Raw genomic sequence first — 24042 nt, 5'->3', positions numbered from 1 at the left:
GCCAGTCTACGTAACACGGCCGCGGGCCCGGCGCCTGTGTGGCGTCGGGCCCGCGGGACGTGCCGGTGGATCAGTTCGCCGGGAGCTTGGCGAGCTGGTTCTCGATGCGCGTGATGTCCTCGTCGGCCTTCGCGAGCCGCGTGCGGATCTTCTCCACGACGTGGTCCGGGGCCTTCGCGAGGAAGGCCTCGTTGCCGAGCTTGGCCTCGGCCTGCTGCCGCTCCTTCTGTGCGGCGCCCAGGTCCTTGGTCAGACGCTTGCGCTCGGCCGCCACGTCGATCGTGCCCGACAGGTCGAGGGCGACCGTGGCGCCCGAGACCGGCAGGGTCGCCGTCGCCGTGAAGCCCTCGCCTTCCGGCTGGAGGCGCAGCAGTTGACGGATGGCCGCCTCGTGCGGAGCGAGCGCCGTGCCGTCGAGGGTCAGCCGGGCCGGGACGCGCTGGCCGGGCTGGAGGCCCTGGTCGGCGCGGAAGCGGCGGACCTCGGTGATGACCGACTGGAGGGTCTCGATCTCGCGCTCGGCCGCCTCGTCGCGGAAGCCGCTGTCCTTGGGCCAGTCGGCGATGACGAGGGACTCACCACCGGTCAGGGTGGTCCACAGCGTCTCCGTGACGAACGGCACGATCGGGTGCAGCAGCTTGAGGGTGACGTCGAGGACCTCACCGAGGACGCGCTGGCTGACCTCGGCCGCCTCGCCGCCCGCCTGGAACGTCGTCTTCGACAGCTCGACGTACCAGTCGAAGACCTCGTCCCACGCGAAGTGGAAGAGGGTGTCGGACAGCTTGGCGAACTGGAAGTCGTCGTAATACGCGTCGACTTCGGCCACGACCGAGTTCAGCCGGGACAGGATCCAGCGGTCGGTCGCGGACATCTTCGACGCATCCGGCAGCGGGCCCTCGACCGTCGCGCCGTTCATCAGCGCGAAGCGGGTGGCGTTCCAGATCTTGTTGGCGAAGTTGCGGGAGCCCTGGACCCAGTCCTCGCCGATCGGGACGTCGACGCCGGGGTTGGCGCCGCGCGCCAGCGTGAAGCGCAGCGCGTCCGAGCCGTACTTGTCCATCCAGTCCAGCGGGTTGACCGCGTTGCCGAAGGACTTCGACATCTTCTTGCCGAACTGGTCGCGGACCATGCCGTGCAGGGCGACGGTGTGGAACGGCGGGGTGCCGTCCATCGCGTACAGGCCGAACATCATCATCCGGGCGACCCAGAAGAAGAGGATGTCGTAGCCGGTGACCAGGACGGAGTTCGGGTAGAACTTCGCGAGGCTCTCGGTCTGTTCGGGCCAGCCGAGCGTGGAGAACGGCCACAGGCCGGAGGAGAACCAGGTGTCGAGGACGTCGGTGTCCTGGTGCCAGCCCTCGCCGGTCGGCGGTTCCTCGTTCGGTCCGACGCAGACGACCTCGCCGCCGGGGCCGTACCAGACGGGGATGCGGTGGCCCCACCACAACTGCCGCGAGATGCACCAGTCGTGGAGGTTGTCGACCCAGTCGAAGTACCGCTTCTCCATCTCCTGCGGGTGGATCTTGACCTTGCCGTCGCGGACCGCGTCACCGGCGGCCTGCGCGAGCGGTCCGACCTTGACCCACCACTGCATGGACAGGCGCGGCTCGATGGTGGTCTTGCAGCGCGAGCAGTGGCCCACCGAGTGGACGTAGGGCCGCTTCTCGGCCACGATCCGACCCTCGGCGCGCAGCGCGGCGACGATCGCGGAGCGGGCCTCCAGGCGGTCCAGGCCCTGGAAGGGGCCGTGGGTGGTGATCACCGCGTGCTCGTCCATGACGGCGACGGAGGGGAGGTTGTGCCGCTGCCCGATCTCGAAGTCGTTCGGGTCGTGGGCCGGGGTGACCTTGACGGCGCCCGTGCCGAACTCGGGGTCGACATGCGCGTCGGCGACCACGGGGATACGGCGGCCGGTGAGCGGCAGCTCGATCTCCGTGCCGACCATGTGGCGGTAGCGCTCGTCGTCCGGGTGCACCGCGATGGCGGTGTCGCCGAGCATGGTCTCCGCGCGGGTGGTGGCGACGACGATCGAGGCGTCGCCCTCGCCGTAGCGGATGGAGACCAGCTCGCCGTCGTCGTCCTGGTACTCCACCTCGATGTCGGAGATGGCGGTCAGACAGCGCGGGCACCAGTTGATGATGCGCTCGGCGCGGTAGATGAGTTCGTCGTCGTAGAGCCGCTTGAAGATGGTCTGGACGGCCTGCGACAGGCCCTCGTCCATCGTGAAGCGCTCACGCGACCAGGCGACGCCGTCTCCCAGGCGCCGCATCTGACCGGAGATCTGCCCGCCGGACTCGGACTTCCACTGCCAGACGCGCTGGACGAAGTCCTCGCGGCCCAGGTCGTGGCGCGACTTGCCTTCCTTGGCCAGCTCCCGCTCGACGACGTTCTGCGTGGCGATACCGGCGTGGTCCATGCCGGGCTGCCACAGCGTCTCGTGACCCTGCATGCGCTTGCGGCGGGTGAGGGCGTCGATGAGGGTGTGCTCGAAGGCGTGCCCGAGGTGCAGGCTGCCGGTGACGTTCGGCGGCGGGATGACGACGGTGAAGGGCGGCTTGTCGCTCTTCTCGTCCGCCTCGAAGTACCCCCGCTCTACCCAGCGCTCGTACAGCGGCCCCTCTACGTCGGCCGGCGCGTACTGGGTCGGCAGTTCGGTGGGGGGCGCGGTGGGCTGCTGCTGAGCGTTGTCGGTCACGGGCCCAGTTTAGAGGTGTCCCGGCCTGGTCCCGAAACACGATTGTTTGGTAACGGGTGGGCCCCCGATGACGTGCGCGCGCCATTTCTGCGAAAGGATGTCATGAACGTATAAGCGCCTTGGAGGGGAACCCAAGTAATGAGCCACAACCAGCCGGGCCCGTACGGCGGGCAGCCCCAACAGCCCGGACCGTACGGTCAGCCGGGGCAGCCTGGGCCGTACGGCCAGCAGCCGCAGGCTCCCCAGCCCGGCTACGGATACCCCCAGCAGCCCCCGCCGCCCCAGCCGCAGCCCGGCTACGGCTACCCGCAGCAGCCGCAGCAGGGCGTCCCGCCGCAGCAGAACCCTTACGGCCAGCCGCAGCCCTCGCAGGGCATGCCGCCCCAGCCGAACCCTTACGGCCAGCAGCAGCCGCAGTACGGCCAGCAGCCGCCCTACGGCGCCGTACCGCCGCCCCCGGCCACCGGCGGCGGCAAGAAGAAGACGGCCCTGATCATCAGCGGGGTGGCGGTCGTCGCGGCGATCGCGGTGGGGGCGTACTTCCTGATCGGGGGGGGCGGCGGCAGCTCCATCGCGGACGACGGGCCGCACAAGCTGATCACGCCGGCGACGGTTCTCGACGGTCAGTACAAGAAGGGCAACGCCGAGAGTGACGACGGCGGCGGCTTGAGCAGCAGCGACCTCAAGGACGCCGAGAAGTACGGCGTGAAGAACGCGACGGAGGTGCACGCCGACTACCAAGCAGGGGACGAGGCCAACCCGCTGGCCATGAAGTTGCTGAAGTTCCAGGGCGTCTACGGTGAGATCTCCGACCCGGAGAAGGTCGTCGACGAGTTGTTCGCCGAGGCCAAGAAGAACGCCGCGAAGGACGGCGGCGGCGAGGTCGTCGGCAGCCCGCAGACCTACAAGCCGAGCGGCCTCGACGGTGCGGTCCTCAAGTGCCAGGAGATGAAGGTCAAGCAGGACTCGTCGGGCAGCGGCGCCGCCAAGGGTCCGGGCGAGATCCACGTGCCTGTGTGTATCTGGGGCGACCACAGCACGATCGGATGGATCATCCACCTGAGCGCGGCCGACGCCATGTCCGGCAAGAGTGCCGACCTGCAGGGCACAGCCGAAATCACCGCCAAGTTCCGCAAGGGAGTCCGCGTCAAGGCCTGATGCCAGGCGCGTGACATGGGAGAGGGGCCCCGGTGAACCGGGGCCCCTCTCCCATGAACAGCCGTGTACAGCGCGGCAGTTACGCCGTCTTCTGCTCCCCCGCCCCGCGCCCCCGTACATCCCGCGGGATCAGCGTCGGGTTGACGTTCGACAGGACCACGTCCGCCGTGATGACCACGCGGGCCACGTCCTTGCGGGACGGGACCTCGTACATCACCGCCTGGAGGACCTCCTCCATGATGGCGCGCAGGCCCCGCGCTCCGGTCTGGCGCAGGATCGCCTGGTCCGCGATCGCCTCCAGTGCCTCGCGCTCGAAGTCCAGTTCCACACCGTCGAGTTCGAAGAGGCGCTGGTACTGCTTCACCAGCGCGTTGCGCGGCTCGACGAGGATCTGGAGGAGCGCCTCGCGGTCGAGGTTGTGCACCGAGGTGATGACCGGGAGGCGGCCGATGAACTCCGGGATCATGCCGAACTTCACCAGGTCCTCGGGCATCACGTCCTGGAACTGGTCCTTCGACTCCAGCTCGCGCTTCGAGCGGATGGTGGCGCCGAAGCCGATGCCCTTCGCGCCCGCCCGCGACTCGATGATCTTCTCCAGGCCCGCGAACGCGCCGCCCACGATGAACAGGACGTTCGTCGTGTCGATCTGGATGAACTCCTGGTGCGGGTGCTTGCGTCCGCCCTGCGGCGGGACCGAGGCCGTGGTGCCCTCGAGGATCTTCAGCAGCGCCTGCTGGACGCCCTCGCCCGAGACGTCGCGCGTGATCGACGGGTTCTCGCTCTTGCGGGCCACCTTGTCGATCTCGTCGATGTAGATGATGCCCGTCTCGGCCTTCTTGACGTCGTAGTCGGCGGCCTGGATGAGCTTCAGGAGGATGTTCTCGACGTCCTCGCCCACATATCCCGCCTCCGTCAACGCCGTCGCGTCGGCGATGGCGAAGGGGACGTTGAGCATGCGCGCCAGGGTCTGCGCGAGCAGCGTCTTGCCGGAGCCCGTGGGGCCCAGCAGCAGGATGTTGGACTTCGCCAACTCGATGGCGTCGTCACGGCCTTGGGCGCCGCCGTTCTCCCCGGCCTGGACCCGCTTGTAGTGGTTGTACACCGCGACGGAGAGGGCCTTCTTGGCGGCCTCCTGGCCGACCACGTACCCCTCGAGGAACTCGTAGATCTCGCGGGGCTTGGGGAGTTCCTCCCAGCGCACCTCGCTGGTCTCTGCCAGCTCTTCCTCGATGATCTCGTTGCAGAGGTCGATGCACTCGTCGCAGATGTACACACCGGGGCCTGCGATGAGCTTCTTGACCTGCTTCTGGCTCTTGCCGCAGAACGAGCACTTGAGCAGATCGCCGCCGTCACCGATGCGTGCCACGGTGTGCTTCCCCTTCGCCTGGGAGACGCCTTGGATCCAGCGGCTCCTGGTCCTGCCTTATGTCCGACGGTACCTTGCCGAGCCCCCTGTTCGGGCCCCCCTCGGCACGGTTCACCGAGAGGTGCGCCGTGTCGAACCGTGCCCGGGGGGAGCGGCAGACGATACAGGCCCGATCGACGCATCGCGTGATGCGGGTCAGCGGACCGAGGTGTTGTTCATCTTCCGGGTCGAGACGATCTGGTCGATGAGGCCGTACTCCAGCGCCTCCTCGGCCGTGAGGATCTTGTCACGCTCGATGTCCTCGCGGACCTTCTCGATCGACTGGCTGGAGTGCTTGGCCAGCATCTCCTCGAGCTGCGAGCGCATCCGCAGGATTTCGTTGGCGGCGATCTCCAGGTCCGAGACCTGGCCGCGGCCGGTCTCGCTGTAGGGCTGGTGGATCAGCACACGGGCGTTCGGGAGCGCCATGCGCTTGCCCGGGGTGCCCGCGGCCAGCAGCACCGCGGCGGCCGAGGCGGCCTGGCCCATGCAGACCGTCTGGATGTCCGGCTTCACGAACTGCATCGTGTCGTAGATGGCCGTGAGCGCCGTGAAGGAGCCGCCGGGGCTGTTGATGTAGACCGAGATGTCCCGGTCGGGGTCCATCGACTCCAGGCACAGGAGCTGCGCCATGACGTCGTTGGCCGAGGCGTCGTCGATCTGGACGCCGAGGAAGATCACGCGCTCCTCGAAGAGCTTCGCGTACGGGTCGTACTCACGCACGCCCTGCGAGGTGCGCTCCACGAAGCGCGGGATGACGTAGCGGGACTCGGCCACCGGGGCCGTGTACTCGGCGCGCGCACGGGCGTAGAGGCCGCTGCCGGGAAAGTCGTTCACGATATCTCCTGATAAGGGCTGAGGCGGTGGCTTGGGGCTTGTGGGGCGCTGGAGCCTTCGAGAGGCCCTCGCGGCCTTCGGGGCCGGGTCGACCGGCCCTCGTGGGCCGGGACGGCCCTGGAGAGGCGCTGGTGGCCCTCGCCGGTGGCCGTCCGGGCCGGGAACGCCGCTGCCGGGTCCCGGCCGGTCGTACGGACCCGGTGAGCCGTTACGAGCCCGCCCCGGTGCCGCCGCCGCCCGGCATGCCGGCAGCGGTGGTGATGACCTCGTCGATCAGGCCGTACGCCTTCGCCTCGTCGGCGTCGAACCAGCGGTCGCGGTCGGAGTCGCGGGTGATCTGCTCGACCGTCTGACCGGTGTGGAAGGAGGTCAGCTCGGCCATCCGCTTCTTGGTGTGCAGCAGCCGTTCGGCGTGGATCTTGATGTCGGACGCGGAGCCGGCGAGGCCCGCCGAGGGCTGGTGGATCAGGATCTCGGCGTTCGGCAGCGCGAAGCGCTTGCCCGGCGTACCCGCGCTGAGCAGGAACTGTCCCATGGAGGCCGCCATGCCCATGGCGATCGTCACGACGTCGTTCTTGATGTACTGCATCGTGTCGTAGATCGCCATGCCGGCCGTGATGGAGCCGCCGGGGCTGTTGATGTACAGGTAAATGTCCTTGTCCGGGTCGGCGGCAAGGAGCAGAAGCTGTGCGGTGATCCGGTTGGCGATGTCGTCGTCCACCGGCTGGCCGAGGAAGATGATCCGCTCGTTGAGCAGCCGGCTGTAGACCTGGTCACCGAGGCCACCACCGATGGAAGGCTCGCCGGCGGCGGAGGGCATCAGATTCGTCACGTATCCACCTGCTCGTCTTGCGACGGCGCGGGGCCGTCTCACGTGTTCTACCGGGGCGTGGGGCCCCGTGTGGCCCCTGGTGCCGGGGCGGCTTCGGGTACTCCCCTGCCCTCGTATTCATGGACCCTAACGCGCAGGCAGTCGGGTGCCATCCCGCTTCTGCGGGTGTTCGCTGTCAGCGCATGGGCCCCGGGCGGCGGCGGGTCCGGTGACCGGCCGGATGCGGGCCGGGCCGAGCCCGGACCCCGGGTCCATTGTCGCCGCGGGCGCTCCGGAGGGCGCGTCGGCGGTGGATCACCGGGAGGACGTCGGCAGGTGCGTACGAACGGCGACGGGCCCCGGGGCGCTGTGCGTCCCGGGGCCCGTCGTACGGCTCCTGTGCCGAGCGGAGGGTTACGCCTCCGGCTTCTCCTCGGCGGCGGCCTCGGTGGTCCCGGTCTCGGCCGTCTCGGCCTCGGCCTCGTCGTCGCTCATGTCGACGATCTCACCGTTGGTGTCCTTGACCGTGGCGGCCTCGACCACGACGGCCAGCGCCTTGCCGCGGGCGACCTCGCCGACCAGCATCGGGACCTGGCCGCCCTCGACGACCGCCTGGGCGAACTGGTCGGGGGACATGCCGGAGGAGGCAGCGCGCCGCATGAGGTGCTCGGTGAGCTCCTCCTGGTTGACGTTCAGCTTCTCCTTGTTGACCAGCTCGTCGAGCACGAACTGGGTCTTGATGCCCTTGATCGCGGCCTCGCGCGTCTCGGCGTCGAACTCCTCGGCGGTCTTGCCCTGGATCTCCAGGTACTTGTCGAGGGTCAGGCCCATCTGGCCGAGCTGGTGGTGCTCGAGGTTGTGCTTACGGGTGTTGACCTCGTCCTCGAGGAGCTTCTCGGGGACGGGGACCTCGACGAGCTCCAGCAGCTTCTCCAGGACGCGCTCCTGGGCCTGCGTCGCCTGGTCGTACTGCTTCATGTCGGTGAGGCGCTTGCGGCTGTCCGCCTTCAGCTCCTCCAGCGTGTCGAACTCGGAGGCGAGCTGCGCGAACTCGTCGTCCAGCTCCGGCAGTTCACGGGCGGCGACCTGCGTGACCTTGACGGTCACCTCGGCCTCCTTGCCCGCGGCCGAGCCGCCCTTCAGCTCGGAGGTGAAGGTGGCCTCCTCGTCGGCGGACAGGCCCTTCACGGCGTCGTCGATGCCGTCCAGCAGCTCACCGGAGCCGATGGTGTAGGAGACGCCGGCGGCGACGCCGTCCTCCAGGACCTCGCCGTCGACCTTGGCCTCCAGGTCCACGGTGACCACGTCGCCGTCCTCGGCGGCGCGCTCGACCGGGGTCGACGAGGCGAAGCGCTCACGGAGCTGCTCGACCGACTTCTCGATGTCCTCGTCGGTCACCTCGATGGCGTCGACCTCGACCTCGATGCCGGAGTAGTCCGGGATCTCGAGGGCCGGGCGGACGTCGACCTCGGCGGTGAAGGACAGCACCTCGTTGTCCTTCAGCTCCTTGATGTCGACCTCGGGCTGGCCGAGCGGGTTCAGCTCGGCCTCGTTGACCGCCTCGGTGTAGAACTTCGGCAGCGCGTCGTTGACGGCCTCTTCCAGCACGGCACCACGGCCGAAGCGCTGGTCGATGACGCGGGCCGGGATCTTGCCCTTGCGGAAGCCCTTGACCGTGACCTGCTGGTTGATCTTCTTGTACGCCGCGTCGAGGCTGTCCTTGAGCTCCTCGAAGGGCACCTCAACAGTGAGCCGAACCCGGGTCGGGTTCAGGGTCTCCACGGCGCTCTTCACGGTTCGGTCTCCTTGTGGCTGACTTCTTGGGGGTTCTGCCGAGCTGATCCACCCGGGAGGGTGGGACTGCGGCGGATCAGCGGGCCCCTGCCTGAGAGACGTAACAATGCAGACACACGGGCGCGCAGCTTGCATAGTAACCGCAGGCGGTACTCGCCCCAAAAGGTGATCTTGAGAGCCGGTGCCGGACCGAAGTGATGGTGGTCGGGGTGGCGGGATTTGAACCCACGGCCTTCCGCTCCCAAAGCGGACGCGCTACCAAGCTGCGCCACACCCCGTCTGGTGCGACACGTAGGGTACATGCCCGCGCAGCCCGCGTCGGCCGCTTTCCTCCCCCGACCACCGCGCGGATCAACACGTTGGCCTACGGGGCGGGCGACCCGCTACGATGCCTCCAGTGCCGCGGTCGATGACCTGCGGCGCGACCTGTTGCGGGCGTAGCTCAATGGTAGAGCCCTAGTCTTCCAAACTAGCTACGCGGGTTCGATTCCCGTCGCCCGCTCCATCCGCCGAAGGCCCGGTGAGAGATCGACTCTCTCACCGGGCCTTCGGCGTACGGTGCGCAACTGCCGGGTGTGCACCGCGTGACCTGTCGGACGCCCTACATCGCAGTCGGTGCCAGTACGTTGCAGTCGGTGCCAGTACGTTGCAGTCGGCGCCGTGCGTTGCAGTCGACGCCGTGGTCGCGGCCGGTCAGAATCTGATCGAGTTGATCGTCTCCGCTATCGAGTTCAGGAAGCGGTTGATGGAGGGTGCCATGCCGGTCGAGGCGAGGAAGAAGCCGAAGAGGATCGCCACGATCAGCGGTCCGGGCTTCATCGAGCCCCCTCGGATCATCACCACCAGGATGATTGCCAACAGCAGCACCACTGACAGTGAAATGGCCACAACGATCACACCCTCGGTCGGTCCGCTCTCCCGGCCGGGCACGCCGTCCCCACGCACCCCCGCCAGAACCATCGTGCCACCAACAGGCCCCAGGTATGCGGCTCGTGGGACATCGGCTGTCGCCCGTGCCGCACGGGACCCCGGACCCGCCGACGGACGACGGTGAACGCACCTTCCCCTCCCGGTATTTCACCCATGTCCCGCACCCGGCGGAACAGCGGGCGCAACGACGGTCATCGCAACGGGCATCACAACGAGCGTTTCCATTTCCACACATCGGGTTCACAGGGAATTCAAATCCGCGCCCTGGACGGCCGCTTCGGTGTGTTCAAGAACACGTTCCCGCAATGCCGTCCTTCGCGAATCCCGGGTATGCGCAGGTGATAAGCGGTATACGCCGCGGGCGTTTTACGCAGCCCACAGACCGCGTTAGGGTTCCTCAAATGTTTCCCGCCGCCTCGTCCTCCACAAGAGCACCGGGCCCGTCGTCGGCGCCCCCGGAGCAGTCAGCACCCGACGCAGAGCCGAGTCCGCGCGATCCACAGTCCGCCACACCGCCCGGTAAGCGGCGTGACGCCTTCTTCGACAACGCCAAGTACCTGGCGATCGTCCTGGTGGCCATGGGCCACGCCTGGGAGCCGCTGAAGGGCGACAGTCGTACGCTCCAAGCCGCGTACATGTTCGTCTACGCCTTCCACATGCCGGCCTTCATCGTCATCTCCGGCTATTTCTCACGCAGTTTCGACATGCGCCCCGCGAAGCTGAAGCGCCTCGTGACCGGCGTGCTCGTGCCCTACGTCGTGTTCGAGACCGCGTACACCCTCTTCGAGCGCGCGGTCGGCGACGACCCCGATATGCCGATCAGCCTGCTCGACCCCTGGTATCTGACGTGGTTCCTGGTCGCGCTGTTCGTCTGGCGGCTGACCACCCCCCTGTGGAAGCTGGTCCGCCACCCCGTCCCGGTGTCCATCGCGATCGCCCTGCTGGCGTCCATGTCACCCGACATCGGCGACGACCTGGACCTCCAGCGGGTGCTCCAGTTCATGCCGTTCTTCGTCATCGGTCTGTCGATGAAGCCGGAGCACTTCCAGGCGGTGCGCCGCCGCGGCGCCCGGCTCCTGTCGCTGCCCGTGATCGCCGCCGCGGCGGCCGTGGCGTGGTGGGCGGTGCCGCGGATGAATCCGGCCTGGTTCTACCACCGTGACGCCGCACAGGAGTTGGCGGCGCCCTGGTGGTGCGGCCCGGTGATGGTCCTCGGGCTGCTGGCCGCCTCGCTGGTGCTCACGGCCTGCTTCTTCGCCTGGGTGCCGGGCCGGACGATGTGGTTCACCACGCTGGGCACCGGCACGCTGTACGGCTATCTGCTGCACGGCTTCTTCACCAAGACCGCGGACTTCCGGGGCTGGCTGGAGGCGGACTGGCTGCACGGGCCCCTCGGCGCGCTCTGCGTGACCCTCCTCGCGGCCTCCTTGGTGACGGTCCTGTGCACGGCCCCGGTGCGACGGGTCTTCCGCTTCGCGATGGAGCCCACGATGGACTGGGCGTTCAAGAGGGACGCCGCCGAGATCGCTCGGGAGCGCGTGAAGTCCTGAGCGAAGCGTACGAAGAGGTGCGGAGAGGGGCCGTGGGGAACCGCGGCCCCTCTCGCGTACGCACGCGCTGCCGGCTCAGCGCACGGCCTGGGCCGTCGGGCCCTCCCGGCAGATCAGCAGCAGTGCCCGGTCGTCGTTCACGTCCTTGGCCACCGCCTCGATGAGATGCCAGGCCGCGCCGTGGAAGCCGCCGGTCACATAGCGGTCGGCCTCGCCCGTGAGGCGGTCGATGCCCTCGACGATGTCGCGTTCGGAGGTCTCCACCAGGCCGTCCGTGAACAGCATCAGGACATCTCCGGAGCGCAGCGAGCCCTTCACCGAGTCGAACTGGGCGCCGTCGTAGACCCCGAGGAGCGGCCCCTCGGCCGCCTTCTCCTCCCAGCGTCCGGTGCCCGCGCTGAGCTGGAGGCCCGGGGGATGTCCGGCCGAGTACAGCTCGTAGTCGCCCGAGTCCAGGTCGAGGACCAGATGGATGGAGGTCGCGAAGCCCTCGTCCCAGTCCTGGCGGAGCAGATAGCCGTTCGCCGCGGGCAGGAACGCATGCGGGGGAAGCGACCCCAGCAGGCCGCCGAACGCCCCGGACAGCAGCAGTGCGCGTGAGCCCGCGTCCATGCCCTTGCCCGAGACATCGGTGAGGACGACCTCCAGCGTGCGGCCCCCGTTCGTACGGGCCGCGACCACGAAGTCGCCCGAGAACGACTGCCCTCCGGCCGGTCTGAGCGCCATCTCGTGGTGCCAGCCCCGTGGCAGTCTCGGCAACTTGCTCTGGACCCGGATGCGTTCGCGCAGGTCGAAGAGCATGGTGCCGCCGCGCCGCCAGGGCACGCCGACCCGGCTGCGGAACTGGGCGATCAGCAGCCCGAAGAAGCCGCAGGCCGCGACCACGAGCACGATGCCGGGGGTGACCCGCGAGGGCCCCTCGGTGTACGGCCCGAGCCGGACGGACTCGATGATCAGCGCGGTGGCCGCGGCGGCGTACAGGCCGAGCAGGCTGGAGGGCCGCAGCAGCAGGCCGCCCGCCACGATCGGCAGGACCAGCACGGCCGGTGAGCACCACACGGGATCGGCCAACGTTGTCGCCGCGATCAGCGGAACCGACAGCAGCAGACCGGTCAGCGCGATCCAGTCCGAGCCGTCCCCGCGGAAGTAGTCCACGGCGGATCTGCGCAGGCCGATACGGACCCGGTGCCACTGCTTCTTCAACCGGGCCGTGAACGTGTCGGCTTCCGCGCGCCTCTCTCGTCCTGCTGCCATCGTTCGGGACCCTATCCATCCGACCGGTCGCTTGGCACGGGAGGTCCCACTTGTCCCCCCTCCGAGCGCTGAACTTCACACCGATCCGGGCCCGATGACCGGGGCGAAATTACGTCGCCCGTCCCTCAACGCCCTGGTAGGCATGGCTTATGGCAACAGATGTGCGACCGCTGCGACAAGACGAGTGGAACAGTTGGTACGACAACCTCCTCCGCGCCTTCGGCGGAGTGGACGAAGCACCCGAAGCGCGTGAATTCTTGCACCAACTGTGCGAATACGACCGCTTCTTGGGAGCATGGGACGAAGAGGAACTTATCGGTACGGCGGGTGCGTTCAGCTTCCGTCTCACCGTCCCCGGCGGCGCCTCGGTCCCCGCGGCGGGCGTCACCGGAGTGAGCGTCGCGGCCACCCACCGTCGGCGCGGGGTGCTGACGTCGATGATGCGCCGACAGCTCGACGACGTCCGTTCCTGGGGAGAGCCGCTCGCGGTGCTGACCGCGTCCGAGCCCGCGATCTACGGCCGGTTCGGGTACGGCATCGGCACGTTCCATGTCAACGTGGAGATCGACAGCCGTCGCGTACGGCTGTCGGTGCCGCCCGGCACGGACGACGTACGGCTGCGGTACGCCGCTCCGGCCGAGGTCCACGACGCGTGCGAGGCGGTGTACGCGCGTCTGGTGCCGGAGCGGCCGGGCATGCTGGCGCGCCAGCCCCACTGGAAGCGGCTCGAACTGCTCGATCCGGAGCGCTCGCGGGAGGGGGCCTCGCCGTTGCAGTGCGTGGTCGCCGAGCGGGACGGCGAGATCGTGGGCTACACGCGCTTCCGGGTCAAGCCGGAGTGGAGCCACGCCAGCGCCGACGGCAGGGTGCTCGTGCAGCAGTTGGAGGGCCTGGACGCGGCGGCCCGTTCCGCGTTGTGGCGGTTCCTCCTCGACATCGATCTGACGTCGCGGGTCGTCGCGCTCGGGCGGCCGGTGGACGAGGCCTGGCAGCACCAGGTGTCGGACATCCGCCGCTGCGACCTCCGGACGAAGGACTCGCTCCATGTCCGGCTGGTGGACGTGGGCGCGGCGCTCCAGGCGCGTACGTACCAGGCGCCGGTGGACCTGGTGTTCGAGGTCGAGGACGCGTTCTGCCCCTGGAACGAGGGGCGTTGGCGGCTGACGGGCGACGCGAAGGGCGCGTCCTGCGAGCGGACCACGGACGCCGCCGATCTCGCCCTGTCCGTACGGGAGTTGGGGTCGGCCTATCTCGGCGGCATCTCGCTCACGGCGCTGGCGGCGGCGGGACGGGTACGGGAGCTGCGCCAAGGCGCGCTGGCGGAGGCGTCGTCGGCGTTCGGCTCGACGGTGGCCCCGTGGCTGCCGCACGAGTTCTAGAGCCGAACTGAGCCCTGGCTAGGCCTTCTGGCAGGTCGGGCACCAGAAGAGGTTGCGGGCGGCGAGGTCGGCGGTGCGGATCTCGCCGCCGCAGATGTGGCAGGGCAGGTGCGCCCTGCGGTACACGTACACCTCGCCGCCGTGATCGTCGACGCGCGGGGGACGGCCCATGGCCTCGGGGGTGTGCTCGGGGCGGACGGTGTCGATGCGGTTGTTGCGCACACCCTCGCGCATGAGGTCGACCAGGTCGGCCCAGATCGCGTCCCACTCGGCCCGGGTGAGGTCCTTGCCGGGGCGGTAGGGGTCGATGCCGTGCCGGAAGAGGACCTCGGCGCGGTAGACGTTGCCGACACCGGCGATGACCTTCTGGTCCATCAGCAGGGCGGCGATGGTGGTGCGGCTGCGGGAGACCCGGCGGTACACGGCGTCCGGGTCGGCGTCGGCGCGCAGCGGATCGGGGCCGAGGCGCCCGTGCACGGCGGACTTCTCGTCGTCGGTGATCAGGGCGCAGGTGGTGGGGCCGCGCAGATCGACGTACGAGACCGGGTTCGCGAGCCGGAGGCGGACCGTGTCGGTGGGCGGGGGCGCGGGGGCGTCCCCGAAGGTGACCTTGCCGAAGAGGCCGAGGTGGATGTGCACCCACTCGGCGCCCCGGAAGCCGAGGAAGAGGTGCTTGCCGTGGGCGTCGGCGGTGCGCAGTACGGCCCCGTCGAGGAGGGCCGCGGCGTCGGCGAACTTGCCCTGGGGGCTGCGTACGGTGACGGCGCCACCCGCGAACCGCGCCGCGTAGTCCTCGGCGAGCCGGTGAATGGTGTGCCCCTCCGGCACGGTCGTGCTCCCTCCCGGTGAACGTCGGGGACTGCGGTGAACGTCAGGGGCCGGGGCTCCGTTCGGAACCCCGGCCGTCCGCCGCCCCCGTGTTCGCTTGTGGTGTCTCAGCCCTGCGGGTGGTGGGGAGGGATCGGCGGCAGGTCGCCCGTGGTCTCGTACGACGCCAGCATGTCGATGCGCCGCACGTGGCGCTCGTCGCCCGAGAACGGGGTGTTCAGGAACGTCTCGACGAACTTCGTCGCCTCGTCCTGCGTGTGCATCCGCGCGCCCACGGCGACGACGTTGGCGTTGTTGTGCTGGCGGCCGAGCGCCGCGGTCTCCTCGCTCCAGGCGAGGGCCGCACGGACGCCCTTGACCTTGTTCGCGGCGATCTGCTCGCCGTTGCCGGAGCCGCCGATCACGATGCCGAGGGCGTCGGTGTCCGCGGCCGTGCGCTCCGCGGCGCGCAGGCAGAACGGCGGGTAGTCGTCCTGGGCGTCGTAGATGTGGGGCCCGCAGTCGACGGGCTCGTGGCCGGCTGCCTTGAGCCACTCGACGAGGTGGTTCTTCAGTTCGAAGCCGGCATGGTCTGAGCCGAGGTACACGCGCATGGACCGAGTGTGACACGGCTGCCGGGGGGCGGTCTCGCCGGGTGTCTTTCATCCCACATGTGAGCCGCGCTACAGATCTTCGGGCGAAATTGAAGTAACAATCGGGATTCAAAGGTTCCCGAATTCATTAGCCTCGGATTCACTGGACCGACGCTGTTCCACTGAGCCACCGATCGGATCCACCGATCGCACGAGCCTCCCCCACTCCGCTCGTTGAGGGCCTGTATTCCGCTCGTCAGGGCAGATGTGCCCGCACGCACGCCTGTCCTCCACCCCCACTCGGCGCGAAGGAAATTCCCCTATGACCTCACTGCCGCCGCCTGCGAAGGCCGGAACCGACCCTGGCCGCCCCGGAGAATCCGGTGGCGGCCTTCAGGCGGGACTGAAGAACCGTCATCTGTCGATGATCGCCATCGGCGGTGTCATCGGCGCCGGTCTCTTCGTCGGTTCCAGTACCGGTATCGCCACCACGGGTCCCGGCATCCTGCTCTCCTACGCCTTGGTCGGCACGCTCGTGGTGCTGGTGATGCGCATGCTGGGCGAGATGTCCGTGGCGAATCCGACCTCGGGTTCCTTCTCGGCGCACGCGGACCGCGCGCTCGGCCGCTGGGCCGGGTTCTCGATCGGCTGGCTGTACTGGTTCTTCTGGGTGGTCGTGCTCGCCGTGGAGGCCACCGCGGGCGCCAAGATCCTGGAGGGCTGGATCCCGGCCGTACCGCAGTGGGGCTGGGCGCTCATCGTCATGGTCGTCCTGACCGCGACCAACCTCGTCTCGGTCGGCTCCTACGGTGAGTTCGAGTTCTGGTTCGCCGGGATCAAGGTCGTGGCGATCGGTGCGTTCATCGTCGTCGGCGGTCTCGCGGTCTTCGGCGTGCTGCCGGGTGTCCACAGCGACCAGGCGGGCCTGAGCAACCTCACCGCGCACGGCGGCTTCCTGCCCCATGGTCCCGGCGCCATCCTCACCGGTGTGCTGCTGGTGGTCTTCTGCTTCATGGGCAGTGAGATCCCGACGCTGGCGGCGAGCGAGGCGGAGGACCCGCAGCGGGCCGTGACCAAGGCCACGAACAGCATCATCTGGCGTATCGCCATCTTCTACCTGGGCTCGATCTTCGTGGTCATCTGTCTGATCCCGTGGAACGACCCGGCGATCGAGAAGAAGGGCTCGTACGTCGCGGCCCTGGACTCCCTCGGTATCCCGCACGCCGGCCAGATCATGAACTTCATCGTGCTGGCGTCGGTGCTGTCCTGTCTCAACTCCGGGCTCTACACGGCCTCCCGGATGGCCTTCTCGCTCGGTCAGCGCGGCGACGCGCCGAAGTCCTTCGCGCAGACGACCCGTCGTGGTGTGCCGCGGGCGGCGATTCTCGTCTCCGTCCTCTTCGGCTTCCTCGCCGTCTTCTTCAACTACAAGTTCCCGGACACGGTCTTCCTCTTCCTGGTCAACTCCAGTGGTGCGGTCGCCATCTTCGTCTGGCTGGTGATCTGCTTCTCGCAGCTTCGGATGCGCAAGATCATTCAGCGCGAGGCGCCCGAGAAGCTGACCGTGAAGATGTGGCTGTACCCGTATCTGACGTGGGCCACGACGGCGCTGATGCTCGCCGTTCTCGCCTACATGCTGACGGACACCGAGCACAACGGCCGGACGACCGTGTCGCTGTCGCTGCTCGTCGCCGCCGTGGTGGTGGGGGTCGCGCTGGTGAAGCAGAAGCTGGGCCGCGGCCGGGCCCCCGAGGCGGTCGCGGGCAAGGACGCGGACGCCGACGAGGCACCGGCGAAGGTCGGCGCCTGACCGGCACCCACGCACACGCACTCATACGGAAGGGCCCTGCGGCGTACGACGCCTGCGGGGCCCTTCCGCGTGGATCGGGAACTACCGGGTCACTTCCCGGCGAGCTTCCAGGCGGTGGGCAGCAGGCCCATCGCCAGGGCGGCCTTGAGGACGTCGCCGATCAGGAACGGGACGAAGCCGGCCGCGAGCGCCGCCGGGAGGGACATGCCGGTCACGAGGGCCAGGTAGGGAACGCCGACCGCGTAGATGATCGCCTCGCCGAGCAGCATGACACCGGCCATGCGCACCGCCGAGCGGTCCGCGCCGCGGCGGGCCAGGGCGCCCACGGCGGCCGAGGCGAGCAGCATGCCGAGGACATAGCCGAAGGAGGCGCCGCCCGCGCCGGAGGCGCCGTCGGCGAACCACGGCACACCGGCGATACCGGCGAGCGCGTACAGGGCGAGCGCGAGGAAGCCGCGGCGGGCGCCGAGCGCGGTGCCCACGAGCAGCGCGGCGAAGGTCTGTCCGGTCACCGGCACCGGGGTGCCGGGGATCGGCACCGCGATCTGCGCGGCGAGCCCGGTCAGCGCGGCGCCGCCGAGGACGAGGGTGGCGTCGAGGACGCGGGAGGTCGGCAGCAGGTCGGCGAGGACCTCGCCGGGGCGGGCAGTGGCGGTGGCAGTGCTCATGAGGACTCACTCCGGCGGTGGGGACGGTACGGAACACGGTGACGCTATCCCAGGCGCCCAGGGGTGATCATCGGTCGCGGTCGACAAAGGGGGGGACGACGGCTTGGTGGGCTCTGCACAAAGGACGTTGGCTACACCTCGGGCGAGGTGATGCTAGTCACTGGGGATGCAGCGCTCTTCAGGCATCGTCGCGAGAGGCCGAGACTGTAGGGTTTAGCCAATCGTGCTTTCCCCCGTCCTAGCGCCACCGCCGCCGCCGGGCGCCGCGTGAGCGCGCTCTCACCTTCCGTACCGCGCCTGTCCGCATGGTGGGCAGCCCCTCGCTTGCCATGAACAGGACGCCGAGACTGTGCGGGTCCTTCTCCCGCACGGAACGGGGTCGCAGCCAGATGCCCAGCAGCACCACCGTCGAGACATCGCCCTCGGCCGATGCCTCCTCCCTCTCGCACGGCCTGAAACAGCGCCATCTGTCGATGATCGCCCTCGGTGGCGTGATCGGCGCCGGTCTGTTCGTCGGCTCCGGTGCGGGGATCGCCGCCGCCGGCCCGTCCATCGTGATCGCGTACACCGTCTCCGGTCTGCTCGTCATGCTGGTGATGCGGATGCTCGGCGAGATGTCGGCCGCCTATCCGTCGTCGGGTTCCTTCTCGGCGCACGCCGAGCGGGCGTTCGGGCCGTGGGCGGGCTTCACCGCGGGCTGGGCGTTCTGGGTCGTGCTCTGCACGGCCGTGGGTCTCGAGGGCATCGGCGCCGCGAAGATCGTCACCGGCTGGCTGCCGGGCACGCCCGAGTGGGCGTGGGTGGCGCTGTTCATGGTGGTCTTCTGCGCCTCGAACCTCGCGGCGGTGAAGAACTTCGGCGAGTTCGAGTTCTGGTTCGCAGCGCTGAAGGTCGGCGCGATCACGCTCTTCCTGCTGCTCGGTGTGCTGGCGATCGTCGGCGTCCTGCCCGGCACGGGCTCCCCCGGCGCCTCGAACCTCAGTGACTTCCTGCCCCATGGCAGCCAGGGCCTGGTGATCGGTCTGCTCGCGTCGCTGTTCGCGTACGGCGGTCTGGAGACGGTCACCATCGCGGCGGCCGAGTCCGAGGACCCGGTCAAGGGCGTGGCGAGCGCGGTCCGTACGGCGATGTGGCGCATCGCGCTCTTCTACATCGGCTCGATGGCGGTCATCGTCACGCTGGTGCCCTGGGACAACCCCGAGGTCGTCGAGAAGGGCCCGTACGTGGCCACCCTCGACCACCTGGGCATCCCGGGCGCCGGGCAGTTGATGAACGTGGTGGTGCTGGTCGCGCTGCTGTCCGCGATGAACGCCAACATCTACGGCGCCTCCCGTATCGCGTACTCGCTGGTGGAGCGCGGCCAGGGCCCCAAGGCGCTGGGCAAGGTCTCCGCGGGCGTCCCGCGCGCGGCCGTTCTCGCCTCGTCCGTCTTCGGGTTCGTCTGCGTCGTCCTCAGCTACTGGCGTCCGCACGACGTCTTCCTGTGGCTGCTGAACATGATCGGCGCGGTGATCCTCGTCGTCTGGTTCTCCATCGGGGCCTCGCAGTTGCGGCTGCGTCGCCGGATGGAGCGGGAGGCACCCGAGAAGCTGGTGGTGCGCATGTGGGCGTTCCCGGTGCTGACCTGGGTGGCGCTGGCGTGCATGGCGGCGATCACCGTCCTGATGTGGCGCCAGCCGGACACCCGTGTACAGCTCTACTCGACCGGCGGCATGACCCTGTTCCTGGCGGCGGTCGGCTACGCGTGGCAGCGGAAGCGCAGCCGCGTCTGACCCGGCTCAGGTACGACGCTTGATCTGACCGCAGATACCGAAAGGGCCCTCACGTCACGTACGTGAGGGCCCTTTCGGCACACCCGGGGTCGGGGCCTGTTGCGAAAGGCCCTAGCCCAGCCACTCCCGCAGCAGCTTCTCCCGGTCCGCCGAGCGCGGGGAGCCGCCTTCCTGGGCGCGGCCCCACTGCGCCATGGCCGCGAGGGTGGTCCCCGATGTCGCGGCGCCTTCCGTGAGGCGGGTCAGGAGGGTGCGGGAGAGGTCCGCCTCGGTGGCGGTGTAGCCGACGGCCGCCGCGGCGTAGGCCCCCAACTCATGGGTGCCCTCGGCGGTTTCCACCTGCACCGTCATCAGCGCCGGGCCCTCCTCCGCCCAGCCGGAGCCCGCGGGCAGGGCCAGTTCCATCACCGCGTTCAGGGCCAGGTCCTTGACCGCGCCGACCTGCCGCTTCAGGGACTTCACGGGCACGTCCGCGACCGTCAGGGACCGCACGTCCTCCCACAGGCAGAGACCGGACTGCCCGTCGCCGAGGGCCAGTACGCCCTCGGCGGTCAGGCGGACCCCGGGAGCCAGACCGGACGGCTTCGCGCCCACGTACACGTCGCCCTCGGCGATCCAGAACAGGCCCACCATGGCCATCAGTTGCTCACTTCTTCCAACGATCAGGTCGCCCCCGCAAACGTGCGAAGGGGCCGGGAAGTTCCCGCTTCCCGGCCTTGCAGCCCGGACGGGCGGCGGCGGGGTCTTCCGGTAGCGGGGGCTCCGGGTGATGCTGGCCGTATGCCGAAGCTGACGTACTGCTTCACCTGCGATGCCGACCAGCCGCACCGGCCCCTGAGCCGGGCCGAGGAGGACTGGCTCAAGGAGCGGCTGGGCCGCGCGAGTGTGCGCGAGTTCCTGATGTGCGAAGCCGAACTGGACTCCGAGACCAAGAAGCAATGCCGGAATCTTCGTACGGGCATGAACAAGAAGCCGTTCGCCCGGTCCATGCGCGTGCCGCTCCTGGACTGAGGGCCGCTGAGGTCCGCCCCCCGGTGCCGGGCCCCGGCGGACCGGCACCCCTCCGGCGCCTACAGGTTGCTGAAGTCCGGGCCCTTCGTCCGCGTGCGCTTGATCTCGAAGAAGCCCGGGACCGAGGCGACCGCCAGGGTGCCGTCCCACAGCCGTGCGGCCTCCTCGCCCTTGGGGGCGGGGGTGACCACCGGGCCGAAGAAGGCGAGCTGCTCGCCGTCGGCGCCCGGGACCGCGATCACCGGGGTGCCCACCTCCTGGCCGACCTTGTCGATGCCCTCCTTGTGGGAGGCGCGCAGTTCGGCGTCGAACTCGAAGTCCTGCTGGTCGGCGTAGTCGATCAGATCGGCCGGGAGACCGACGTCCGCCAGCGCCTCCGCGATCGCCTCGACGGTCGCGCCTTCGCCCCGGTTGTGGAAGCGGTTGCCGAGCGCGGTGTACAGCGGGCCGAGGACCTCCGCGCCGTGCTTCTGCCATGCCGCGGTCACCACGCGGACCGGCTGCCAGGCCTTGGTGGCGAGCATCTCCCGGTATTCCTCGGGCAGGTCGTCCAGCCTGTCCTCGTTGAGCACCGCGAGGCTCATGATGTGCCAGCGGACCTCGATGTCCCGGAGCTTCTCCACTTCCAGGACCCAGCGGGAGGTCATCCAGGCCCAGGGGCACAGCGGGTCGAACCAGAAGTCGACGGGGGTCTTGCCGGAAGCGGTCTTGCCGGACGTAGTCATGGTCGTGGACATGGCTCTCCTCGGAACGCGGTTGACCTCCGGGCAACGTACGGACCGTCCGCGCCATTCCCGAGGCCGTCCCCCAGGGCCCACCGCACTTGCCGAGGTGCGCCCCACTGCCCCGCGTCAGGAGCGCATGGCAGGATCGGTGCTGTTCACCCCACCCAGCCGTATAGAGGGAGTGCCGCCCGTGCCCGGTGAGAACCTGTCCCGTGACGAGGCCCAGGAGCGGTCCGCTCTGTTGTCCGTCGACGGGTACGACGTGTCGCTCGACCTGCGTTCGGCCGTGGGCGACGGACCCGAGACCGGGCCGCGCACCTTCCGCTCGGTCACCACGATCCGCTTCCGCTGCGCCGAGCCGGGCGCCACGAGCTTCGCCGACCTGATCGCCCCGAGCGTCACCGCGGTCTCGCTCAACGGCAAGGACCTCGACCCCGGCGAGGTCTTCGACGGCACCCGCGTCCGGCTCGAGGACCTGGCCGCCGAGAACGAGCTGGTCGTCGACGCCCAGTGCGCGTACTCCCGTACGGGCGAGGGGATGCACCGCTTCGTCGACCCCGAGGACGGCGAGGTGTACCTGTACACGCAGTACGAGCCCGCCGACTCCCGTCGGGTCTTCGCGAACTTCGAGCAGCCGGACCTCAAGGCCCCCTTCCGCTTCGAGGTCCGCGCCCCCGAGGGCTGGACGGTGTGGAGCAACGGCGCCGGCGAACAGATCGAAGAAGTGCGCGAAGCGCTTCCGCAGAAGGGTGGTGGTGGGCGACGGGCGGGCGGGGTATGGCGGTTCGCGGAGACCAAGCCGATCTCCACGTACATCACCGCCGTCGTGGCCGGTCCCTACCACTACGTGACCGACAGCTACTCCCGTACGTTCGACGACGGTACGACGCTGGAGATCCCGCTCGGCGCGATGTGCCGCAAGGGTCTGGCGAAGCACTTCGACGCGGACGACGTCTTCCTGGTCACCAAGCAGGGCCTGGACTTCTTCCACGACCACTTCGACTACCCGTACCCGTTCGGGAAGTACGACCAGGCGTTCGTGCCCGAGTACAACCTCGGTGCGATGGAGAACCCCGGCATGGTCACCTTCCGCGAGGAGTTCATCTTCCGCGGCAAGGTCACCCAGGCGTCGTACGAGCGCCGCGCCAATGTGATCCTGCACGAGATGGCGCACATGTGGTTCGGCGACCTGGTGACCATGGTGTGGTGGGACGACCTGTGGCTGAAGGAGTCCTTCGCGGACTTCATGGGCGCCTTCTCGCAGGTGGAGGCGACCCGCTTCACCGACGGCTGGATCACCTTCGCCAACAACCGCAAGGCGTGGGCCTACCGCGCCGACCAGTTGCCGTCCACGCATCCGGTCACGGCGGACATCCGCGACCTGGAGGACGCGAAGCTCAACTTCGACGGCATCACCTACGCCAAGGGCGCGTCCGTGCTCAAGCAGTTGGTGGCGTACGTGGGCCGGGAGGCGTTCCTGGAGGGCGCGCGCCGCTACTTCAAGCGGAACGCGTACGGCAACACGCGCCTCGGTGATCTGCTGTCGGTCCTGGAGGAGACGAGCGGCCGGGACATGGGCGCCTGGGCACGGTCCTGGCTGCAGACGGCGGGCGTCAACTCCCTGACTCCGCAGGTGGAGTTGGGCGAGGACGGCCGGATCGCGGAGCTGGCCGTGGTCCAGGAGGCCGCCGCCTCGCATCCCGAACTGCGCCCGCACCGGGTGGCGGTGGGCCTGTACCGCAGCGAGGCGGGCGCGCTCGTGCGGTACGCGCGCGCCGAGGTGGACGTCGACGGTCCGCGTACGGTGATCGGTGAACTCGCGGGCTCCGAGGCCCCGGAACTGGTCCTGGTCAACGACGACGACCTCACGTACTGCAAGATCCGTTTCGACGACGCCTCGCTCGCCACCCTCAGGAACCACCTCGGCGACCTCACCGACCCGCTCGCGCGGGCGCTGTGCTGGTCGGCGCTGTGGAACCTCACGCGCGACGCGCTGCTGCCGGCCCGGGACTTCATCGACCTGGTGCTGCGGTTCGCCGGGCGCGAGAGCGACATCGGTGTGCTCCAGCAGCTCCACACCTGGACGAACTCCGCGCTGACGTACTACGCGTCGCCCGCGTGGCGCGAGACCGGCGGGGACCTGCTGGCCCAGGGCGCGCTGCGGGAGCTGCGGCAGGCGGAGCCGGGCAGCCAGCATCAGCTCACGTGGGCGCGGTTCTTCGCGGCGGTGGCGTCCGGCGAGGCCGATCTGCGGTTGCTGCAGGGGCTGTTGGAGGGCACGGCGAAGATCGACGGTCTGGAGGTGGACCAGGAGCTGCGCTGGGCGTTCCTGACGCCGCTGGCCGCGCACGGCGTGGCGGACGAGTCGGTGCTCGCGGCGGAACTGGCCCGCGACGACACCGCGTCCGGCAAGCGCCACCAGGTCCGCTGTCTGGCCGCGCGCCCCTCGGCCGAGGTCAAGGCGCAGGCATGGGCGCAGGTCGTCGAGGCGGACACGCTGTCGAACGCGCTCGTGGAGGCGACCATCGCGGGCTTCGCGCAGCCGTCGCAGCGGGAGTTGCTCGCGCCGTACACGGAGAAGTACTTCGCGGCGATCGAGCGGGTGTGGGCCGAGCGGTCCATCCAGATCGGGATGGACGTGGTGAAGGGCCTGTTCCCGGCGCTGCGGGACTCGCGGGAGACGCTGGACGCGACGGACGCGTGGCTGACCACGCACGAGGACGCGCCGCCCGCCCTGCGCCGCCTGGTCCTGGAGGCCCGTGACGACCTGGCCCGCACCCTGCGCGGCCAGGCGTGCGACGCGGCCGTCTGACCCAGGGCCTGTCGTCGGCCCCGGTGCCGGA

19 protein-coding genes and 2 tRNA genes are annotated in these 24042 nt (G+C 69.3%); 8 read left to right on the top strand and 13 right to left on the bottom strand.

Annotated elements, in window-relative coordinates; all coding sequences use genetic code 11:
• Positions 1 to 70: 70 nt before the first annotated feature.
• The gene (locus NGF19_RS01435; protein WP_252421535.1) at positions 71 to 2695 is read right to left on the bottom strand and encodes a valine--tRNA ligase; all 2625 of its coding nucleotides are present in this window, start codon (positions 2693 to 2695) and stop codon (positions 71 to 73) included.
• A 138-nt stretch (positions 2696 to 2833) separates the two neighbouring features.
• On the opposite strand from NGF19_RS01435, the gene NGF19_RS01430 reads away from it, so the two are divergent.
• Positions 2834 to 3853, top strand: a complete 1020-nt coding sequence (locus NGF19_RS01430; RefSeq protein ID WP_252421534.1) for a hypothetical protein — start codon at positions 2834 to 2836, stop codon at positions 3851 to 3853.
• Between the two features lie 79 nt (positions 3854 to 3932).
• Here NGF19_RS01430 and clpX read toward each other — a convergent pair whose 3' ends face one another.
• The 5 genes from clpX to NGF19_RS01405 all read right to left on the bottom strand — a co-directional run bounded on the left by clpX (position 3933) and on the right by NGF19_RS01405 (position 8978).
• Positions 3933 to 5219: an ATP-dependent Clp protease ATP-binding subunit ClpX gene (gene clpX, locus NGF19_RS01425; protein ID WP_252421533.1), complete on the bottom strand. Its 1287-nt coding sequence runs from the start codon at positions 5217 to 5219 to the stop codon at positions 3933 to 3935.
• 195 nt (positions 5220 to 5414) lie between these two features.
• The gene (locus NGF19_RS01420; RefSeq protein WP_308288438.1) at positions 5415 to 6095 is read right to left on the bottom strand and encodes an ATP-dependent Clp protease proteolytic subunit; all 681 of its coding nucleotides are present in this window, start codon (positions 6093 to 6095) and stop codon (positions 5415 to 5417) included.
• A 208-nt stretch (positions 6096 to 6303) separates the two neighbouring features.
• Entirely contained in the window at positions 6304 to 6915 is a 612-nt protein-coding gene (locus tag NGF19_RS01415; protein WP_252421738.1) for an ATP-dependent Clp protease proteolytic subunit, read from the bottom strand.
• Positions 6916 to 7320: 405 nt separating this feature from the next.
• Positions 7321 to 8700, bottom strand: coding sequence for a trigger factor (tig, locus tag NGF19_RS01410; protein ID WP_252421532.1), 1380 nt, complete (start codon positions 8698 to 8700; stop codon positions 7321 to 7323).
• Between the two features lie 201 nt (positions 8701 to 8901).
• Positions 8902 to 8978 (bottom strand) — tRNA-Pro (locus tag NGF19_RS01405).
• Positions 8979 to 9131: 153 nt separating this feature from the next.
• Here NGF19_RS01405 and NGF19_RS01400 point away from each other — a divergent pair.
• Positions 9132 to 9205: transfer RNA gene (locus NGF19_RS01400), tRNA-Gly, on the top strand.
• A 188-nt stretch (positions 9206 to 9393) separates the two neighbouring features.
• Here the strand turns inward: NGF19_RS01400 and NGF19_RS01395 are convergent.
• A complete protein-coding gene (locus tag NGF19_RS01395) occupies positions 9394 to 9588 on the bottom strand; it encodes a hypothetical protein (RefSeq protein WP_252421737.1) in 195 nt (64 codons plus the stop codon).
• A gap of 443 nt (positions 9589 to 10031) precedes the next feature.
• On the opposite strand from NGF19_RS01395, the gene NGF19_RS01390 reads away from it, so the two are divergent.
• A complete protein-coding gene (locus NGF19_RS01390; RefSeq protein ID WP_252421531.1) occupies positions 10032 to 11180 on the top strand; it encodes an acyltransferase family protein in 1149 nt (382 codons plus the stop codon).
• Positions 11181 to 11255: 75 nt separating this feature from the next.
• On the opposite strand, the gene NGF19_RS01385 is transcribed toward NGF19_RS01390, so the two are convergent.
• Positions 11256 to 12434, bottom strand: coding sequence for a PP2C family protein-serine/threonine phosphatase (locus NGF19_RS01385; RefSeq protein ID WP_252421530.1), 1179 nt, complete (start codon positions 12432 to 12434; stop codon positions 11256 to 11258).
• 149 nt (positions 12435 to 12583) lie between these two features.
• Between NGF19_RS01385 and NGF19_RS01380 the strand changes: the two genes are divergently transcribed.
• Positions 12584 to 13813 (top strand): GNAT family N-acetyltransferase, encoded by a 1230-nt coding sequence (locus NGF19_RS01380; protein ID WP_252421529.1) that lies wholly within the window; start codon positions 12584 to 12586, stop codon positions 13811 to 13813.
• Between the two features lie 18 nt (positions 13814 to 13831).
• Here NGF19_RS01380 and NGF19_RS01375 read toward each other — a convergent pair whose 3' ends face one another.
• Positions 13832 to 14641: an Fpg/Nei family DNA glycosylase gene (locus NGF19_RS01375; protein WP_252421528.1), complete on the bottom strand. Its 810-nt coding sequence runs from the start codon at positions 14639 to 14641 to the stop codon at positions 13832 to 13834.
• A gap of 107 nt (positions 14642 to 14748) precedes the next feature.
• Positions 14749 to 15234: a ribose-5-phosphate isomerase gene (locus NGF19_RS01370; protein WP_252421527.1), complete on the bottom strand. Its 486-nt coding sequence runs from the start codon at positions 15232 to 15234 to the stop codon at positions 14749 to 14751.
• 301 nt (positions 15235 to 15535) lie between these two features.
• Here NGF19_RS01370 and NGF19_RS01365 point away from each other — a divergent pair, with 301 nt between their 5' ends.
• Positions 15536 to 17023, top strand: a complete 1488-nt coding sequence (locus NGF19_RS01365) for an amino acid permease (RefSeq protein ID WP_252421526.1) — start codon at positions 15536 to 15538, stop codon at positions 17021 to 17023.
• Positions 17024 to 17112: 89 nt separating this feature from the next.
• Here NGF19_RS01365 and NGF19_RS01360 read toward each other — a convergent pair whose 3' ends face one another.
• The gene (locus tag NGF19_RS01360) at positions 17113 to 17691 is read right to left on the bottom strand and encodes a biotin transporter BioY (RefSeq protein WP_252421525.1); all 579 of its coding nucleotides are present in this window, start codon (positions 17689 to 17691) and stop codon (positions 17113 to 17115) included.
• Between the two features lie 389 nt (positions 17692 to 18080).
• On the opposite strand from NGF19_RS01360, the gene NGF19_RS01355 reads away from it, so the two are divergent.
• On the top strand, positions 18081 to 19463 hold the full coding sequence (locus tag NGF19_RS01355; protein ID WP_252421524.1) for an amino acid permease: 1383 nt from the start codon (positions 18081 to 18083) through the stop codon (positions 19461 to 19463).
• Between the two features lie 111 nt (positions 19464 to 19574).
• Here NGF19_RS01355 and NGF19_RS01350 read toward each other — a convergent pair whose 3' ends face one another.
• Positions 19575 to 20102, bottom strand: a complete 528-nt coding sequence (locus tag NGF19_RS01350; protein ID WP_252421523.1) for a hypothetical protein — start codon at positions 20100 to 20102, stop codon at positions 19575 to 19577.
• A 141-nt stretch (positions 20103 to 20243) separates the two neighbouring features.
• Here NGF19_RS01350 and NGF19_RS01345 point away from each other — a divergent pair, with 141 nt between their 5' ends.
• Positions 20244 to 20474: a hypothetical protein gene (locus NGF19_RS01345; protein ID WP_252421522.1), complete on the top strand. Its 231-nt coding sequence runs from the start codon at positions 20244 to 20246 to the stop codon at positions 20472 to 20474.
• Positions 20475 to 20533: 59 nt separating this feature from the next.
• Here the strand turns inward: NGF19_RS01345 and NGF19_RS01340 are convergent, their stop codons facing one another.
• A complete protein-coding gene (locus tag NGF19_RS01340) occupies positions 20534 to 21211 on the bottom strand; it encodes a mycothiol-dependent nitroreductase Rv2466c family protein (protein WP_252421521.1) in 678 nt (225 codons plus the stop codon).
• Between the two features lie 178 nt (positions 21212 to 21389).
• Between NGF19_RS01340 and pepN the strand changes: the two genes are divergently transcribed.
• Entirely contained in the window at positions 21390 to 24011 is a 2622-nt protein-coding gene (pepN, locus tag NGF19_RS01335; protein ID WP_252421735.1) for an aminopeptidase N, read from the top strand.
• Positions 24012 to 24042: the final 31 nt, after the last annotated feature.

Source organism: Streptomyces macrolidinus (assembly GCF_023887685.1).
Lineage (GTDB): Bacteria > Actinomycetota > Actinomycetes > Streptomycetales > Streptomycetaceae > Streptomyces > Streptomyces macrolidinus.
This window is presented reverse-complemented; position numbering and strand designations above follow the sequence as displayed.

Bases quoted from the DNA above. Each gene is read 5' to 3' on its own strand.
- NGF19_RS01430 (WP_252421534.1), top strand. From the start codon at position 2,834: ATGAGCCACAACCAGCCGGGCCCGTACGGCGGGCAGCCCCAACAGCCC.
- NGF19_RS01415 (WP_252421738.1), bottom strand. From the start codon at position 6,915: ATGCCCTCCGCCGCCGGCGAGCCTTCCATCGGTGGTGGCCTCGGTGAC.
- NGF19_RS01390 (WP_252421531.1), top strand. From the start codon at position 10,032: ATGTTTCCCGCCGCCTCGTCCTCCACAAGAGCACCGGGCCCGTCGTCG.
- NGF19_RS01385 (WP_252421530.1), bottom strand. From the start codon at position 12,434: ATGGCAGCAGGACGAGAGAGGCGCGCGGAAGCCGACACGTTCACGGCC.
- NGF19_RS01380 (WP_252421529.1), top strand. From the start codon at position 12,584: ATGGCAACAGATGTGCGACCGCTGCGACAAGACGAGTGGAACAGTTGG.
- NGF19_RS01370 (WP_252421527.1), bottom strand. From the start codon at position 15,234: ATGCGCGTGTACCTCGGCTCAGACCATGCCGGCTTCGAACTGAAGAAC.
- NGF19_RS01365 (WP_252421526.1), top strand. From the start codon at position 15,536: ATGACCTCACTGCCGCCGCCTGCGAAGGCCGGAACCGACCCTGGCCGC.
- NGF19_RS01360 (WP_252421525.1), bottom strand. From the start codon at position 17,691: ATGAGCACTGCCACCGCCACTGCCCGCCCCGGCGAGGTCCTCGCCGAC.
- NGF19_RS01355 (WP_252421524.1), top strand. From the start codon at position 18,081: ATGCCCAGCAGCACCACCGTCGAGACATCGCCCTCGGCCGATGCCTCC.
- NGF19_RS01350 (WP_252421523.1), bottom strand. From the start codon at position 20,102: ATGGCCATGGTGGGCCTGTTCTGGATCGCCGAGGGCGACGTGTACGTG.
- NGF19_RS01345 (WP_252421522.1), top strand. From the start codon at position 20,244: ATGCCGAAGCTGACGTACTGCTTCACCTGCGATGCCGACCAGCCGCAC.
- NGF19_RS01340 (WP_252421521.1), bottom strand. From the start codon at position 21,211: ATGTCCACGACCATGACTACGTCCGGCAAGACCGCTTCCGGCAAGACC.